This window comes from Kineosporia sp. NBRC 101731 (assembly GCF_030269305.1).
GTDB lineage: Bacteria > Actinomycetota > Actinomycetes > Actinomycetales > Kineosporiaceae > Kineosporia.
On the sequence record NZ_BSTC01000004.1, the window covers coordinates 209912 to 226136 of the forward strand.

14 protein-coding genes are annotated in these 16225 nt (G+C 70.0%); 10 read left to right on the plus strand and 4 right to left on the minus strand.

Translation table 11 applies throughout. From position 1 onward, the window contains the following. The first annotated feature begins 170 nt into the window (after nt 1–170). Both QSK05_RS13850 and QSK05_RS13855 read left to right on the plus strand, forming a co-directional pair. Complete coding sequence (locus QSK05_RS13850; protein WP_285597575.1) at nt 171–2360, plus strand: collagen-like domain-containing protein; 2190 nt, start codon at nt 171–173, stop codon at nt 2358–2360. Between the two features lie 693 nt (nt 2361–3053). Continuing rightward, nucleotides 3054–4370 carry a hypothetical protein gene (locus QSK05_RS13855; protein ID WP_285597576.1) on the plus strand — a complete coding sequence of 439 codons (1317 nt, stop codon included), beginning with the start codon at nt 3054–3056 and terminating at the stop codon, nt 4368–4370. Nucleotides 4371–4421: 51 nt separating this feature from the next. On the opposite strand, the gene QSK05_RS13860 is transcribed toward QSK05_RS13855, so the two are convergent. Together QSK05_RS13860 and QSK05_RS13865 are read right to left on the minus strand one after the other, a co-directional pair. Further along, complete coding sequence (locus QSK05_RS13860) at nt 4422–5132, minus strand: HAD family hydrolase (protein WP_285597577.1); 711 nt, start codon at nt 5130–5132, stop codon at nt 4422–4424. Nucleotides 5133–5251: 119 nt separating this feature from the next. Beyond that, entirely contained in the window at nt 5252–5629 is a 378-nt protein-coding gene (locus tag QSK05_RS13865) for a hypothetical protein (RefSeq protein ID WP_285597578.1), read from the minus strand. A 271-nt stretch (nt 5630–5900) separates the two neighbouring features. Here QSK05_RS13865 and QSK05_RS13870 point away from each other — a divergent pair, with 271 nt between their 5' ends. Beyond that, nucleotides 5901–8087 carry an MMPL family transporter gene (locus tag QSK05_RS13870; RefSeq protein WP_285597579.1) on the plus strand — a complete coding sequence of 729 codons (2187 nt, stop codon included), beginning with the start codon at nt 5901–5903 and terminating at the stop codon, nt 8085–8087. Between the two features lie 79 nt (nt 8088–8166). On the opposite strand, the gene QSK05_RS13875 is transcribed toward QSK05_RS13870, so the two are convergent. Next, nucleotides 8167–8313: an MFS transporter small subunit gene (locus tag QSK05_RS13875; protein WP_231489220.1), complete on the minus strand. Its 147-nt coding sequence runs from the start codon at nt 8311–8313 to the stop codon at nt 8167–8169. After that, a complete protein-coding gene (locus QSK05_RS13880) occupies nt 8310–9671 on the minus strand; it encodes an L-lactate MFS transporter (protein WP_285597580.1) in 1362 nt (453 codons plus the stop codon). The genes QSK05_RS13875 and QSK05_RS13880 overlap by 4 nt, the downstream gene beginning before the upstream one ends. 260 nt (nt 9672–9931) lie before the next feature. Here QSK05_RS13880 and QSK05_RS13885 point away from each other — a divergent pair, with 260 nt between their 5' ends. From QSK05_RS13885 to QSK05_RS13915, 7 genes are all read left to right on the plus strand, one after another. After that, a complete protein-coding gene (locus QSK05_RS13885; RefSeq protein ID WP_285597581.1) occupies nt 9932–10483 on the plus strand; it encodes a septum formation family protein in 552 nt (183 codons plus the stop codon). After that, on the plus strand, nt 10480–10872 hold the full coding sequence (locus QSK05_RS13890; RefSeq protein ID WP_285597582.1) for a DUF4280 domain-containing protein: 393 nt from the start codon (nt 10480–10482) through the stop codon (nt 10870–10872). The genes QSK05_RS13885 and QSK05_RS13890 overlap by 4 nt, the downstream gene beginning before the upstream one ends. A 195-nt stretch (nt 10873–11067) precedes the next feature. Beyond that, nucleotides 11068–12633 carry a phage tail sheath family protein gene (locus QSK05_RS13895; RefSeq protein ID WP_285597583.1) on the plus strand — a complete coding sequence of 522 codons (1566 nt, stop codon included), beginning with the start codon at nt 11068–11070 and terminating at the stop codon, nt 12631–12633. A 51-nt stretch (nt 12634–12684) separates the two neighbouring features. After that, on the plus strand, nt 12685–13158 hold the full coding sequence (locus QSK05_RS13900; protein ID WP_285597584.1) for a phage tail protein: 474 nt from the start codon (nt 12685–12687) through the stop codon (nt 13156–13158). 134 nt (nt 13159–13292) lie between these two features. Further along, nucleotides 13293–13769 (plus strand): phage tail protein, encoded by a 477-nt coding sequence (locus QSK05_RS13905; RefSeq protein ID WP_285597585.1) that lies wholly within the window; start codon nt 13293–13295, stop codon nt 13767–13769. Continuing rightward, nucleotides 13766–14431, plus strand: coding sequence for a CIS tube protein (locus tag QSK05_RS13910; RefSeq protein ID WP_285597586.1), 666 nt, complete (start codon nt 13766–13768; stop codon nt 14429–14431). Before QSK05_RS13905 ends, QSK05_RS13910 begins: the two co-directional genes overlap by 4 nt. Further along, nucleotides 14428–16221, plus strand: a complete 1794-nt coding sequence (locus tag QSK05_RS13915; RefSeq protein WP_285597587.1) for a phage baseplate assembly protein V — start codon at nt 14428–14430, stop codon at nt 16219–16221. The genes QSK05_RS13910 and QSK05_RS13915 overlap by 4 nt, the downstream gene beginning before the upstream one ends. Nucleotides 16222–16225 lie beyond the last annotated feature (4 nt).

Consider the following 16225-nt stretch of genomic DNA (forward strand, 5'->3'; position numbering starts at 1 on the left):
CGCCATTTCGGGCCTCCCGCCGATTTACCCGCCTGTTAGCGTCCCCGCCCGAGGTGGGGGCACATCTTCTTGGCACCCCGTGAGCGCGTGTGACTGTGGGGCGTTGGGTGAATCAGAACGAGTCAGGACAGCGGGAACCGGGCGAAGGCCAGGGGGCGGACAGTAAGCCGTTGACAGACCGGGATTTTGGGTTCGGAACGGTTTCGGGCGGGCCGGATGCGAGCGCGCAGAACTCGGGTGGGCAGGTTCCGGGTGGCCCGGTCTCGCACGGCGCGATCTCGAACGGCCCGGTCTCGAACGGCCCGGTCTCGGGTGGGCAGGATTCCGGTCAGGCTGATCAGTCTGGTGTGACGCGGCCGCTTCCGGGCGGGCAGAGCTCACCGCAGGCTTCGGCCCAGTCCGGCGAAACGGCGTCCTCGGGAAGTGCGGCCTCGCCGGAAGGCGCTTCTGACGCTGGATATTCGGCACCGGTGGCGGGCGAGTCCCGGCCGTCGGAGTTCGGCGCGCCCGCACCGTCGGCGCATCCGGTCGGCTCGAGCGACGCGTCCGGGCCGAGTGGTCAGGCGGAGCCTGCCGGCCCGTACGGCGCCCCCGTCCCGTCCGGCGGGTCGGAGCAGTTCGGCCAGGCGGCGCCGTCGGGCCAGCTTGGTCAGGCGAATCAGCCGGGTCAGTTCGGCGAGCAAGGCCAGTTCGGTCAACCAGGCCAGTTCGGCCAGCCGGCTCAGTTCGGCCAGCCGGCTCAGTTCGGCACGGGTCAGTCCGGCCGGTTCCACCAGAACAGCAGCGGCCAGAACGGCTCCGGCCAGTCCGGTCAGTCCGGTCAGTACGGTCAGTACGGTCCGCCTGGTCAGTTCGCGCAGCCCGGCCAGCCCAGCCAGTACGGCCCGCCCGGTGCCGGCTGGGGCCCGAACGCCGCCCCGGCCGCGGGCTGGAACGGTTCCCAGCCGTCGAAGCCGATGAGCTCGAAGCAGAAGAAGGTCATTCTCGGCGCGGCCGGCGGGGCCCTGGCACTGCTCCTGGTCGCCGTGATCGCGGTCGTCGCCCTCAGGGGTGGCGAGAAGGACAGCGGGACGTCCGGGAACAAGACCTCCAGCCTGTCGGCACCGTTCGTGGATGCCGCGAACTCGTTCATGGCCGCATCGGGCATCGGGTACAGCGACGGAGACTACAACGTCCGGGTCATGAAGAACGGTGACATGACGGGAACTTTCGGAGGCTACGCCAAGCTCCCGATCCTGCGCACCGACGGCACCACCTACGCGAAGCTGGCCTCGTACGAGGTGCGTCAGCTGATCCCCTACCTCGACTACTCGTTCGGCACCGACGACCGGTGGGTACAGATCGAGGACTCCAACCTCGAGGCACTGAACGTCGACCACGTCGCGCCCGAGTCACCGGAGGTCGTCGGTCAGCGTGTCCTGGACGCGCTCAACCAGTCCACCACCAACTTCTCGCCGTCGCCGTACGGGTCCGACGACTTCGCGGACCTTTACAACACGACCGAGCCCGCCGACGGCGCCACCAACACCGAGGTGAACCTGGACGGCACCGCCGCCCTGATGGCGAGCACCCCGGCCGGTCCGGTGTACATCACCGCGTCGACCCCGCACACCCTGCTGAACGTGCCGGCGGAACTCGTGACCGGCGACTCCTCCAGCTCCTCGGCCGGCGGCAGCACCTCCTCGGCCACCCCGTCCGGTGAGTCCAGCACCCAGGAGTCCTCGAACCTGCCCGACGGGGAGGCACTGGGCGGTTCCGGGAGCACGGCCGAGAACGTCGGGTTCAGCCGGCGGGCGGCCACCTCGCCGCCGTCGGTCTTCGCGACCGACGGGGTCGCCCTGACCGAGATGAACATCGACCAGATCAGCCGGGCCTACGACGACATGATCGTCTACGCCCAGAAGCTCGGCGGGTCGCTCGACGCCCGGTTCGAGGTCACGGCCGGCACCCCGAAGTACACCTGCACGGCCGCGCGGTGCTCGTACAGCGTCGAGGTGAGCGTCAGCCCCTACACCGGCGGTGGTGACGCCACCACGGCCCTGGTCGGCGTGGTCGCGAGCTTCACCGTGGGCGACGCCCGGACCGCGGCCGACACCTGCTCCTCCACCACCGAGGTCCCGCTGAACGGGACCAAGACCGTCTCGTGTTCCACCACGGGGACGGCCAAGCAGATGAAGGCGGCGATCGCAGCGGCCAAGGCCGAGGCCCGGGAACGGTCGAAGGCCTACGGCTTCACGATCGACCCGGCGGACGTGCGGTACTACACCGACGGCGCCGTGCTCGGTGTCTCCGGTGTCGACTCCGTGAAGCTGGTCAGCGCACTGACCAGTGCTCAGAGCGAGTTCAAGGCCGGCCAGTAGCCCGGCCGGAGTCAGGGAGCCGGAGTCAGGGAGAAGGGCCGGGGATCAGCGTGACCGATCCCCGGCCCTTCTCGTTCCACCGGCGGCTCTCGTGCGGCAGCCCCGAACCGTCACTCCTCGTCCGTGGTCACCGCACCGGCGATCCCCAGGGAGGACGCGTGTCCCTCACCGGTGCGAGCGGTACCGTCGTACAGGTGGCCGCACGCGGCCCGGTGGTGGGGGCCTGCTAGTCTCCCCGCCCGAAGTGGGGGCATCTGCGGTTTTATGCCCCGTGGACGCGTTGCTCTGGGGCGGTTCGTGAATCAGCAGGATGCAGGCCAGCCGGAACCGGGTGCTCCGGGGGCGTCATCGGGGGCAGACGCCTGGCAACGGCCGGGCGGATCCACCGGGCCCGATCAGCCGGTTCCGTCGCTCTTCACTCCCCGGGTGGCGCCTCCCGCGTCCCCACCGAACTGGGGCCCGGGCCCCCACAACGCCCCTGGGCCACACACCGCCTCCGGGCCAAACAGCATCTCTGGGCCAAACAGCATCTCTGGGCCACACGACGCCCCTTGGCCGCACAACGCCTCGAGCCCGCACAACGCCTCGAGGCAGAACAACATCTTCGGCCCGGACAACGGTTCCGGCCCTGCCGGTGCTGCCGGCCCGGGCAACGCCTCCGGCCCGGTCTGGGGCGCCTCGTCCCCGGCCCCGATGTCCGGCCGGAACAAGCGCCTGGTCCTGGGCGGGCTGGGCAGCGTGGTGGTGCTGGCGCTGATCGCCGCGATCGCGTTCGTCGCCGTGCGGGGTTCCTCCGCTGACGACGGCCCCTCGGCCGAGCAACTGCGAGCGCCGTTCCTGGAGGCCGCCAACTCGCTCGGTGCCGCGCCCGGGATCGACTACGACGACGGCACGTACCAGGTGAAGCTCTCCCGGTACGGCGATCTCACCGGCACGTTCGAGGCCCGCTTCACCCGGTACCCGATCATCCGCACCGACGGCGTCACCTACGCGCAGCTCGACGCGGCCACGGTGAGCAGGATCCTGCCCTACGTGTCCACGACGACGGGGACGACGGGAAAGTCCTGGGTCCGGCTCGGTGAGGTGGCCTACGCGGGCCTCTTCGTCGATGCCCGGGTGCCGGACTCCCCGGAGGCCCTGAGCAAGCGGGTCCTGGCCGAGCTCAATGGCCCGGAAGCTGATTTCACGCCGCCGACGGATTCCGCCGCGCCCTCCACGGCGGAGCCCTCGTCGGGCTCGGCCAACACCTCGGTGACGTTCGAGGGCACCCCGGCGCTGATGGCGATGACCGGTGCCGGGGCGGTGTACGTGACCGAGGCGTCCCCGCACAAGCTGCTGCACCTGCCGGTCGAGCTGCTGACGGGTGAAGCCGCTCAGGAGACCGAGCCGGACACGGCCGGCAGTGCGCAGACCGATCACACCGATGTCGTCTCGTTCTCCCGGCCGCGCGCGTCGGGCGGCCCGGCCGTGGCCGCGTTCGCGGGGGTGAACGTGGCCGAGCTGAGCACCGGGCAGGTCGGCGACGCCTACGACGAGCTGCTGGACCGGGGCCGGGCGCTGACGGAGGTGCTGGACGGGGAGGCCGCGCTGGCCCTGGGCCTGCCGAAGGTCAACTGCACGCTCTCGACCTGCTCGTACAAGGTCAAGGTGACCGCGAGCGCGGCGGCGGCGTCGCGGATCGCCCTGACGGCCACCTTCGAGGTCGACGGCAAGAAGAAGGCGGGTGGGTGCAGTGCCGTCCTGACCTTCGCCCAGAGCCAGGCCCGCACGGTGGGTTGCTCCACGACATCGGCTGCGGGCGAGATGAAGGCCGCGATGGCGAAGGCCCGCGCCGACGCCCTGGTGAGGTCTCGGGCCCTGGGCGGTGCCCGGGTCAGTTACTCGGTGCCCTACTACGGCGAGGGTCTGGTGCGGGGCATCGTGCCGGTCGGCGTCAAGAAGCTGGTGAGCGCCCTGCGGGAACGGCGCAGCGAGTTCGGCCCGGCGGTGGGCGGCAGCGACACCCAGTGACCCCCCAACCGGAGGGGTCGGGCGTCCATCATCTGACCCTGGCCGGCCGGCTCAGCCCCACAGACGCTGGGCGTCGGTGGGGATCTCGAGACCTTTGAGGACGATGTCCGCGCCGAGTCCGTCGAGGTCCTCGACCCGGGTGCCTCCGGTGGCCACCAGGGCGCAACGCAGCCCCAGGGCCTGGGCGCAGGCCAGGTCTCGCGGGGTGTCACCGATGATCCAGCAGTCGCGCGCCTGAGCGGGCCAGTCCGGGCCGAACAGCGCCACGAGGCTGGCCGTGGCCACCTCGGCGCGGGTGGTGCCGCTGTCGCCGTAGCCGCCCACTTCCGGATCGATGGGCGGAACCAGTTCGGCTGCTGCCAGTTTCATGGCGGCGACGCTACGGATATTGCCGGTTACCACGGTCTGGCGGATTCCGGCGTCCACCAGCCGATCGATCAGCTCCCGAACGCCGGGCAGGGCCCGGGTCTGGGCCTGGAGCGCCCGGACGTTCTGCTGGACCAGGTCGTGCAGGCGCTTCAGCACGGCCGGGACATGACCGGCGTCGTGCCCGGTGGTGGCCAGCAGCAGGGTCGCGATCTCGGGGTCGATCCGGCCGCCGAACTCGATCCCCTCGACCTGCGGGGGCACACCGGTGACGTGCTCCACCGCGTCGAGGAAGGCCCGGGCCGCCACGCTCCCGGACGTCAGCAGTGTTCCGTCGATGTCCCACAGCACCGCGGACGCCGACCCCAGCCCGCCTGATACCTCCGCAGCCTTCATACCCGCGAGCCTACGACTCTCTCCTTCGTGCGTGATCAGGCGATCTCCCGGCCTTCGGCCGGGGAAACGCTTGCATGATCACGCACGCAGGGGCGGGGCGGCGCTCGTCTCGTCGTGCTCTACCGGTCTGGGCTTCCGGCGACGATCGGGCCGGAGGAGCCGGCGAGTTCGAGGCACTCGTCCTCGCTGCCGATGTCGTCGGAGTCGAAGGAGACGTCGCTCTCCTGGGTGGAACGCCCGATGCTCCAGCCCGAACCGGACCGCTGTACCGCGACAGTGGCCACCACCAGCCCCTGACCGTCCTGGAGCGTGATGATGGCGCAGTCGTCCCAGCCGTCGGTCCAGGCCACGGAGGCGTCGGTGTCACCGGTACGACGGCGGTACTGCGTCAGGGCCGCCTGGGCGGCGGCGTCGGACTGGTGATGACCGTGCACGAGCCCGCCCGTGATCAGGAGGGCGACGGTGCCCAGAACGCCGGCGGCGACAGACTGCTTCACCGGCCCATCATGAGGGAAATTCCTGTCACCTCACGGCAACCTTCACAGCATCGGGTAATGCCATCCTGAACATGGGGTGACCACGGTTTAATCGCGCGCGTCAGGCGCGCGGGTTTGGATAGGGTCGTCGGGTTACTCATGGGGATTTTCGGTTCGGGGTAGGCGCGCGGCGCGCAATTCGTCCGTCAGTTGTCGGTTTTCGCAGGACGACGGCGCCCATCACCGGCCCGGTCAGTGACCGCACCACGTTGTGCGACGGAGGGGTTAAGCAGTGACACGCGTATTCAGAGGGCTCGGGCAGCTGGTGTCGCGGAGGCCATGGTGGGTGATTCTCGGCTGGGTCATCTTCGCCGTGCTGTCGGTGGTGCTCGCGCCGACGGTGACCGCGACGACCGACCAGGCCGACTTCCTGCCGAACAAATACGAGTCTATCAAGGGTTATGAGCTGCTGGAGAAGGCTTTTCCGCAGCAACAGCAGTCCGGGGCAACGATCGTCTTCGACCGCGGTGACGGCGCCGCGCTGACCGAGGCCGATCTGGCGAAGATCACCGAGATCAGTAAGGGCCTGAAACTGGGGGACGCGTTCGGCACGGTGGACGCGCCGGTCCCGTCCCCGACCAACCAGGTCGCGATCGTCAACATCGGCCTGGCGCAGGGCGTCACGGGTCAGGACCAGGAAGATCTGGACCAGGTCGCCGACCTGCGCGAGGCCCTGGGCAAGGCCGTCGAGGGCACCGGCCTGGACGAGGGGGTCACCGGCTCTCTGGCCCAGGGCTACGACCAGACCCAGTCCGGCCGGAATGCCGAAATCATCGTCACCTTCGCCACTCTGGGTTTGATCATCCTGCTGCTGGGGGGAATCTTCCGCAGCGTTCTCATCGCCTTCATGCCGGTGGTACTGGTCGGCCTGGTGTCGGTGGTGGCCGGCGGCCTGATCGCCATGGTGGAGAAGGCGTTCGACCTCAACCACGACCCGTCCACCAGCGTCATCCTGATCGTCGTGCTGTTCGGCATCGGCACCGACTACATCCTGTTCTTCTTGTTCCGCTACCGCGAGGCGCGACGCGACGGCCAGGAGCACCGCGAGTCCGTGGCCTACTCGATCGAGCACGCCGGTGAGGCGATCGCCTCGGCCGGCGGCGCGGTGTTCGTCGCGTTCATGACCCTCGTGCTCTCCACGCTGGGCATCTTCCGGTCGCTGGGCCCGTCGCTGGCGGTCGCGGTGGCGGTGACGCTGCTGGCGGCGCTGACCCTGGTGCCGGCCGCGGTGACCCTGCTGAACCGGGCGCTGTTCTGGCCCTCGAAGAAGTGGCGCGAGCAGCCGACCGGCACCAGTTTCGCCCGCGTCGGAGCGTCCCTGGGCCGGCACCCGGTGCGGTACGCGAGCGTCTCGGGCGTCTTCCTGCTGGTGCTGGCGGTGTTCGCGCTGCTGTTCAACCCGACCTTCGACCTGGCCGACAGCAACTCGGCCTCCGATGTCGAGTCCGCCCAGGCCACCGCCACGATGGAGGCCAAGGGCTTCAGCGCGGGGGCCACCGACCCGACGCCGATCGTGCTGCACTCCTCCGGCGGCACGGCGCTCACGGAAGAGGCGGTCAAGACCTTTGCGGACGCCATCGGTGCCGTCGACGGGGTCGGTCAGGTCAGTGCGACGACGGTCTCTCCGGCCGATCCGAGCACGGCGCTGGTCATGACGATCCTGGACTCCGACTCGGCCTCGACCCGGGCGCTGGAGACCGTGAAGGACCGGCTGCGCCCGGCCGCCGACCAGGCCGCACCGGAGGGTTCCGTGGCCTACGTGGCCGGTACCTCGGGGGTCTTCGTCGACTTCCAGGCCGCGATGAACCGGGACTACAAGGTCGTGTTCCCGGTGGCCGCACTGATCATCCTGCTCATCCTGATGGTGCTGCTGCGCAGTCTCGTCGCCCCCTGGTACCTGATGATCTCGGTCGGGCTGGGCTTCGCGGCCACGCTCGGCGCCGCGGTCATCGTCTTCCAGATGATCAAGGGGAACGACGGCCTGATCTTCCTGCTGCCGATCTACATCTACCTGTTCGTGGTGGCGCTGGGCACCGACTACAACATCCTCATGGTGGCCCGGCTGCGGGAAGAGGCCCGTCTCGGTAAGGACCCGAGAGAAGCTGCCTCGCAGGCGGTCCGGCACGCCGGTCCGACGGTGGCGGCAGCCGGCGTGATCCTGGCCGGCACCTTCGCCTCGCTCATGCTGGCGGGCAACTCGCTGCTGCTGACCATGGGTTTCGCAGTGTCGTTCGGCATCATCATCGCGGCGGGCGTGATGGCCATGTTCTTCGTGCCCGCGCTCACCGCGCTGTTCGGGCACGCGGCCTGGTGGCCCGGGCACTCCGACACCGCTCCCCCGGCGCACCCGCCCGTGGGCCCGGACGGGCAGGACGGGCAGGACGCACCGCTGGAACCGCACAACGACCCGGTGGCCTGACACCGCGTCCTTGATCAGGGACCGGGTGGGAACTGCTCAGACATTCCCACCCGGTCCGATCAGAGCGGTACCACCGTGCTCAGCCGAACAGGGCCGAGACCTTCTGCACGGTCTCCCAGATGCCGTACGCCAGCAGGCCGCCGACCACGACCCACAGGGCGATTGCCGCCCCCTGGACCGAGGCGGGGGCCGAGGCGGCCGCGGGGGTGCTCACGTCGTCTTTCATTTTCCCTCTCCTACCGGGGTTTCGGCGGACCCGGCCCGGGTCCGGGGCAACGCCCGCACCAGGGCGTTGGCGGCGAAGCCGACCACGAGAATGCCCACCATGATCTGGAACGACAGGGTGTAGAGGTCGGCGCCGGACTTACCGGCGGCGTCCTGGTGGTCGGCCACCCGGTTCACGACCAGCGGGCCCACCACTCCGGCCGCCGACCAGGCGGTCAGCAGACGGCCGTGGATGGCGCCGACCTGCAGGCCCCCGAAAAGGTCTTTCAGGTAGGCCGGGATGGTCGCGAAGCCACCGCCGTAGAAGCTCAGGATCACGCAGGCCGTCACGATGAACAGGCCCACGCCCGAGGTGCCCGACAACGCCAGCACCAGGTACAGCAACGCGCCGATGCCCAGGTAGATCGCGTAGATCGGTTTGCGGCCGATGTGGTCCGACGTCGTCGACCAGACGAAGCGCCCGGCCATGTTGCACAGCGACAGCAGGCCCACGAAGCCGGCCGCCTCGGTGGCGTCGACGTCGGAGAAGAAGTCCTGGATCATCGGCGACGCCTGCTCGAGGATGCCGATGCCCGCGGTGACGTTGCAGAACAGCACCGTCCACAGCAGCCAGAACTGCGGGGTGCGGATGGCCTGGTTCGCCGTCAGGTCCACGGGTGCGCCGTGCCCGAGCCCCGGACGCCGGGCCGCCGCGACGACCGCCGCACCCGAGGAGAAGCCCGGCGGCGTCCACCCCTGCGCGGGAACCCGGATGACCCAGGCCCCGAGCGACATCAGCACCACGTAGATCGCGGCGAGGGTCAGCATGGTCGGCGCGATCGCGTCCTGCGGCCGGTCGGCGTAGGCGTCCAGCAACCGGCTGGTCAGCGGGGAGGCGACCAGCGCGCCGCCCCCGAAGCCCATGATCGCCAGACCGGTGGCCAGGCCCGGGCGGTCGGGGAACCACTTGATCAGCGTGGACACCGGCGAGATGTAGCCGATCCCCAGGCCGATGCCACCGATCACGCCGTACCCGAGGTAGACCAGCCAGAGCTGATCGGTGGCCACACCCAGCGCGGCCACCAGGAACCCGGTCACCCAGCAGGCCATCGACACGGTCATGGCCTTGCGCGGGCCGTTGCGCTCGACCCAGGTGCCACCGAACGCGGCGGACAGGCCGAGCATCACGATCGCGATCGAGAAGATGATCCCGATCGCGGTCAGGCTGGAGTCGAAGTGGGTGACCAGCGGGGTCTTGAAGACGCTGAAGGCGTAGACCTCGCCGATCGAGAGGTGTACCGCGAGCGCAGCCGGCGGGACCAGCCACCGGTTGTACCCCGGCGGGGCGATCGTTCGATCACGGTCAAGAAAACTGGGCATGCGCTCGCTCTCCGGCTCACCATCGGGCTGACGGGCATCAGGCTTGCACAGGTAAGAGGCTTTCGCCCTGTTGTGCGTCCCCGGAACCGAAGAACGTTCGGGACCGGCCGTCGCGGTGTTCCCCCGCACGCCGTGGCCAGCGATCACGATCGGCTCCCGCCGTACACGCGCGTTGTTCCCGGGCCCCGGCGACCGGGCTGCTACGTTCGCCGGACCGGGCGGGGGTCCGGGCAGGATGCTGTCGGACGGGGTGAACACGGGTGAGGCGGTCAGTGCTGGCCCGGTATCTCGGGGCTCCCCTGCTGCTGCTCCTGAGCTCCTGCGGATCCGGGAGCGACGGCGGACTGACCTGGGCCCTGGCACTCCGGAACCAGGACTGCGCCAACCCGGTCGGAGCGGGCGGGCCGGGCGAGCCGATCAGCCGGGTGCGAACCGTCGCGTGCAGTCGGGCCCATCAGCTGGAGGTCTACGCCACCCTCAGCTACTCGCCCGGCGACCGGCCGGGCGGCACCGATCCCCGGGCCCAGTACCCCGGGCACGAGGCCCTCAAGAAGTACGCGCGCGAGCAGTGCGCCGGCCGGTACCGGGCCTATCTGGGCGCCGCACCGCGGACACCGGACCAGTACCTGACCTATCTGTACCCGTCGGTGGCGTCCTGGACCGCCTACGGCGACACGACACTGAGGACGGGGCCCCTCGAGCGGATCGTCGGCAAGGCGCCCCCGCCCCGGCGCACCATCATCTGCGTGGTGCAGTCGACCGGCGCCGCCTTCGACCACTCGGTGCGTACCGGGGGAAAGAACCCCGCATGAGCCCGCTCCCGGTGGTGTCAGGTGCCTTGCTGCAGTGTTCGATGGGCACGGTGCCCACCCCTCTCACGGTTCTGCCCACGGCCCGGGTCATCGTCGAGAGCCGCCCGGTCGCGAGGGTGACCGACAACGTCCCGGGCCTGAACATCACGCCGTTCGGCCTGTGCCGCAGTCCCGCCAACCCCGCGGTGGCGATCGCCACCGCCGCCGCCCTCGGTGTTCTCACCCCGATGCCCTGCTGGCCGGTGCCGGCCGGCCCCTGGATCAGTCCGGCCACCCGCAGCGTCGCGGGCGGGATCCCGTTCCTGGCCTCCGGCGGCACCTGCCTGTGCGCCTACGGCGGGGTCATCAGCATTCAGATGCCCGGGTCCCTGCGCAGTCAGGTGAGCTGACCGGTGCCCGTCTTCGGGGTGGGCGCTCAAGGTTCGCCCACCGCTCACCGAAAGCCTTGACGGTTGCTCCGTTCCGGGTGGTGCTGTTGACATCGTCCGGCGGAAGGGTCCGGGAGACGGATCCACGGGGGTGGGCACGGAAAATGCCCGATCAGCTTCTGCGCAGCCGACCTACGACTCTCAGGAGCTTCCGGCATGCCCACCTATACCGCTCCAGGCGTCTACGTGGAGGAAGTATCTTCCTCGCAGAAGGTGCTCACGGCCGCGCCCACCGCGGTGGCCGCGTTCGTCGGCTTCACCGAGCGCTTCCCGGCCGACGACCCCCGCGACCCGGAGGGTCTGTCGCCCCGCCTCGTCACCAGCTGGATGCAGTTCGAGAGCCTGTACGGCAGCTTCATCGCCGGCGCCGTGCTGCCCCTGTCCGTGTACGCGTACTTCCAGAACGGCGGCCAGCTCGCCTACATCGTGCGGGTCCCGCACACCGCACCGGCCGGGGCGCCGTCGGCGATCGCCGTGCCGGCCGCCGACCGTGCCCTGGGCGCACCGCTCAACGTCGAGTCGCTCGAACCCGATGCCCCGCTGAGCATCTCGGTGCACCCGGAGGAACCGGCCGGCGACGATGCCCCGGTCACCTTCCGCCTGGAGGTGCACGAGGGCGACCAGGTCGTCGAGTCGTACCCGGGCCTGACCCTCGACGGACCGGACGAGGCGTCCACGAAGATCAACGGCACCTCGACCCGGGTCAAGGTCGAGGTCCGGGTGAGCGCCGACGCCGACCTCGCCACCCAGCTGGAGCTGTTGCGGCCCGGCCACTACGAATTGCTGAAGGCCCAGCCCACACCGGTGCCGGTCACGGGCCGCCACTTCGCCGGCAGCGAGTCCGAGCGCCGCGGCCTGGGTGGCCTGTCCCTGGCCGAGGACGTCACCATGGTGCTGCTGCCCGACCTGGTCACGGCCGCCACCCGGGAGGACGGATCGATCGACCTGGGCCTGTGGAAGGCCGTGCAGACCTCGCTGATCACCCACTGCGAGCAGTACACCAACCGCATGGCCATCCTCGACCCGCCACCGGGGATGACCGCGCAGCAGATCAAGGAGTGGCGCAGCGATGTCGCCATGTACGACAGCCCTTTCGCCACGATGTACTACCCGTGGGTGAAGGTGGAGAACCCGATCGGCTCCGGTGCCGACACCGAGATCATGGTGCCGCCCAGCGGTCACATCGCCGGGCTCTGGGCGCGCACCGACGCCACCCGCGGTGTCTGGAAGGCCCCGGCCAACGACATCCTGCGCGGTGTCCTCGACATCGAGCGCAGCATCAGCCAGAACGAGCAGTCGCTGCTGAACCCGATCGGGATCAACTGCATCCGGCCGTTCGGTGTGCGGGGCATCCGGGTCTGGGGTGCGCGCACCCTCACCAGCGACACGGACTGGACCTACATCAACGTGCGCCGGCTGTTCAACATGGCCGAGAAGACGATCCAGGACGGCACCCAGTTCGCGGTGTTCGAGCCGAACGACATCGCACTGTGGGAGGGCGTGAAGCGCACGCTCGACGCTTTCCTGCGAGGACTGTGGACGCAGGGGGCACTCGTCGGCTCCTCACCCGACCAGGCCTACTACGTCAAGTGCGACGAGGAGACGAACCCGCCCGAGAGCGTGGACGCCGGTCGCCTCATCGTCGAGGTCGGACTGGCCCCCGTGAAGCCCGCCGAGTTCGTCATCTTCCGCATCGCCCAGCACAAGCAGACGGCCGCCTGACCCACCTGAGTCCCACCTGACTCCCATCTGATTTCGAAGGAGCACCCCACCATGTCCGACACGACCGTCGTCTCCAACACCGGCCTGATGTCCAACGCCTTCTACCTCGAGGTGGACGGCTCCCCCATGACCATGCTGACCGGGGTCAGCGGCCTGGACGTCAGCGTCGAGGCGACCGACATGCAGCAGACCACGGCCAAGGGGCAGATGGTCTGGACCCGCACCCTGGGCAGCCGCCAGACCAGCGGCACCCTGACCCTGACCCGCCTGGCGGTCGACGACTCCCCCACCGACGGCGTCTGGCAGTGGTTCTCCAAGGTCAAGGACAAGGGCTCGCTGACCGACGCGCGCAAGAACGGTTCGGTGGTGCTCTACGCCACCGATCACGCCACCGAACTGGGCCGTTACAACTTCACCAACGGCTGGGTGTCCAAGATCGCCCTGGACAGCCTGGACGTGTCCAGCGGCAACCCGCTGAAGGAGACCATCAGCCTGGAGATCGACAGCCTCGAGCGCAAGAAGTAGATCCAGGACGAGGCACCTCACCTGCCGGCCGGTTCCCGCAGGTGAGGTGCCGGCCATCGGGGAAGGGACGCGCATGACCCTCATGACCGGCATGACCCGAGCACAGTTGACGGTGCGTGTGCGAGGAGCAGTCCGTGGCGGCCGCTGACGCGACCGCGCTCGGCGACCAGCCTCCCGTCGCCGCCAATTTCCTGCTGGAGGTCGACGGCATCGCCATCGGGACCTTCGAGAAGGTGCAGGGCCTGGAGGTCACGGTCGCCGTGCAGGAGTACGCCGAAGGCGGCGTGAACGGCTTCGTCCATCGCTTCCCCGGCCAGATGAGCTGGCCCAGCCTCGTCTTCAGTCGTGGCCTGACGAAGTCGGACAACCTCTTCGAGTGGATGAGGAAGACGGCCGGCGACGGGTTCCAGGGGGCCGGCGGCAAGCTCGAGCGCAGGACCGCTTCCGTCACGCTGGTCGACGTGGGCGGTACCCGCCTGCGGTCCTTCTCGATCAGCGACGCGTTCCCGATCCGCTGGACCGGCCCGGCGCTCGCCACGGCCGACACCTCGGTCCTGTCCGAGGAGCTCGAGATCGCCCACCACGGCTTCACGTCCAGCACCCTCGCATGAGTACGTCCGGCACCCAGACCAAGGCCTACTTCCAGCCGGAGACCGGGGCGCGGATCGACTGTCTGTTCAACCCCTCCGAGCTGGCCATCTCCCGCAGCAACGAGTGGCGCTGCGCCCCCCGGGCCGGCCGGGACGTTCCCCGGCTGGAGTACGGCGGGGCCGTCAGCGGCACGATGTCGTTCGAGATCTTCTTCGACACCACGGGCACCGGCACACCCGTGACCCGCTACACCGGTGCCCTGATGGCGCTGATGGACGTCGATCCCGATCTGCCCGGCAGCGACCGCACCACCGGCCGGCTCCGTCCCCCGACCGTCGTCTTCCACTGGGGCGATCTGCGCTCGTTCCCGGCGGTCGTCACCGCCCTGGACGTTCACCTGGTCTACTTCTCCGGCACCGGGGTTCCCCTGCGCGCCCGGGTGCGGGTGTCGCTGCAGCAGTACGAACAGGACGATGCCTTCGGCCCGCAGAACCCCACCTCCGGTACCCCCTGGCCCCACACCGTGCACCAGGTCAGCCCCGGCGAGACGCTCGACCGGATCGCCGCCCGCTACTACGCCGATCCCACCGCCTGGCGGCTCATCGCCGAGGCCAACAACATCCAGGACCCGCTGGCCGTGCGCCCCGGCGCCACGCTGGCCATCCCCGGGAGGCCCGCATGACCTGTGTCCCGATCATCACGCTCGGCGGGAACCAGCTGCCCTGGGACCTGGGCGCGCACCTGATCAGCGTGTCGGTGGAACGTGGGCTCCGGCGCGCTGCACGGGCGGAGATCTCCTTCAGCGATCCAGGTTTCGTGATGCTCACCGACAAGGCCCGGTCGTTCGCACCGGGCACCGAGGTGGCCGTCTCCTTCCCCGACGCGCGAGGTGCCGCGGTGAAGGTCTTCGCCGGCACCGTCAGCGGCCTCCTGGTGTCCTGCCCCGACGAGGGCGACCACCACACCGCGGTGACGATCGTGGCCGAAGACGCCGCCCACGGCCTGGGCAGTGTGGGCCGCACGGTCAACACGGCCAACGCGCCCCTGACCGACGCCCTGCAGGCGGCGCTCACCCCGCACGTGCGATCGGTCCGGATCGCCGGGCTTCCCGCCGGCGCCCGCGATGCCGTGATCGTCGCCTGTTCGCCCCTGGAACTCCTGGAGCAGATCTCCGAACGCTACGGGACGGAGTGGTGGATCGACCCGGCCGACGGTGTGCTCCAGGTAGCTCCGGCCCCGGCCTCGGGTTCCGCCGTCACCCTCGACCTGGGCGCCGACATCGCCGATCTCGACTTCCGCACCTCGGGCAAGGCCACCGGCACGGTCGTGCTGCGCGGCTGGGACCCGGTCACCAAGCAGGAACTCACCGGCCGTAACACCTCCGCGACCGCCACCTCCGGCGGCCCGGCCCTGCTCACCGGGGCCGGCGGGTTCGCGCAGTCCGACACCGCATCGACCTACGAGACCCGCGCGCTGTCCACCGCCGGTGAGGCCGACATCATCGCCCAGGCCACGGCCCAGGCCGGGCGCTTCGCCCGGTCCGGCACCACCCTGCGGGTGCGCACCCATGCGATCGCGCCGGACATCAGCCCCCGCAAGGATCTCTCGCTCACCGGCGCCGGACCCCTCGCCGGCCGGCACGCGGTGGTCGCGGTGCGGCACGACTGGGGCCCGGTGACGGGCACCACGATCGTGGCCGGGGACCGCACCCACGGTGCGGTGCCGGTCGTCGCCGCACCGGGCGTCCCGCAGGCGCCGCCGGTGACCTCGCCCATGATCGGCGGGACGATGGGTCTGATCCCCGGCCTGATCTCGAACATCCACGACCCCAAGAACTGGGGACGCGTGCGGGTCAAGCTCCCGACACTGGGCCCGGATGTCGAAACCGGCTGGGCCCGGGCCGTTCTGCCGGCCGCCGGGCCCGGCCGGGGAATGGTGGTGCCGCATCGGGTGGACGACGAGGTCCTCGTCGGTTTCGAAGAGGGAGACCTGCAGAGGCCTTTCGTACTCGGAGCGGTCCACAACGGGCACGACGGCACCCCGGCGGCCACCGCCGGCCGCCAGGCCGATCTGTCATCAGGCATCACGACCGCCAACGGGCACGCACTGGTGATGACCGATGCCTCGGCCCCGGGGAAAAACTCCGTCAGCCTGAAACAGACGTCAGGACATGAACTCCTGATGTCCGGCGACGGGATCGTGCTCCGGGCGGCGGCCGGGAGCCCGATCAAACTGCAGGCCGGACAGGCGTCGATCACGCTGGACGCGCAGGGAAACATCAGGATCGAGGGGGTCAACGTCACCGTGACCGGACAGCAGGGCGTGGATCTGCGGGGAACGAAGATCGCCGCGCGGGCCTCGGCCACCCTGGCGCTCGAGGGCACGACGTCCAGCGAACTCAAGGGCCTGAAGGTGGACGTCACCGCCGGCGGACCGGCGTCCGTCAAGGGCGCCACCGTGGCGATCAATTAGGAGG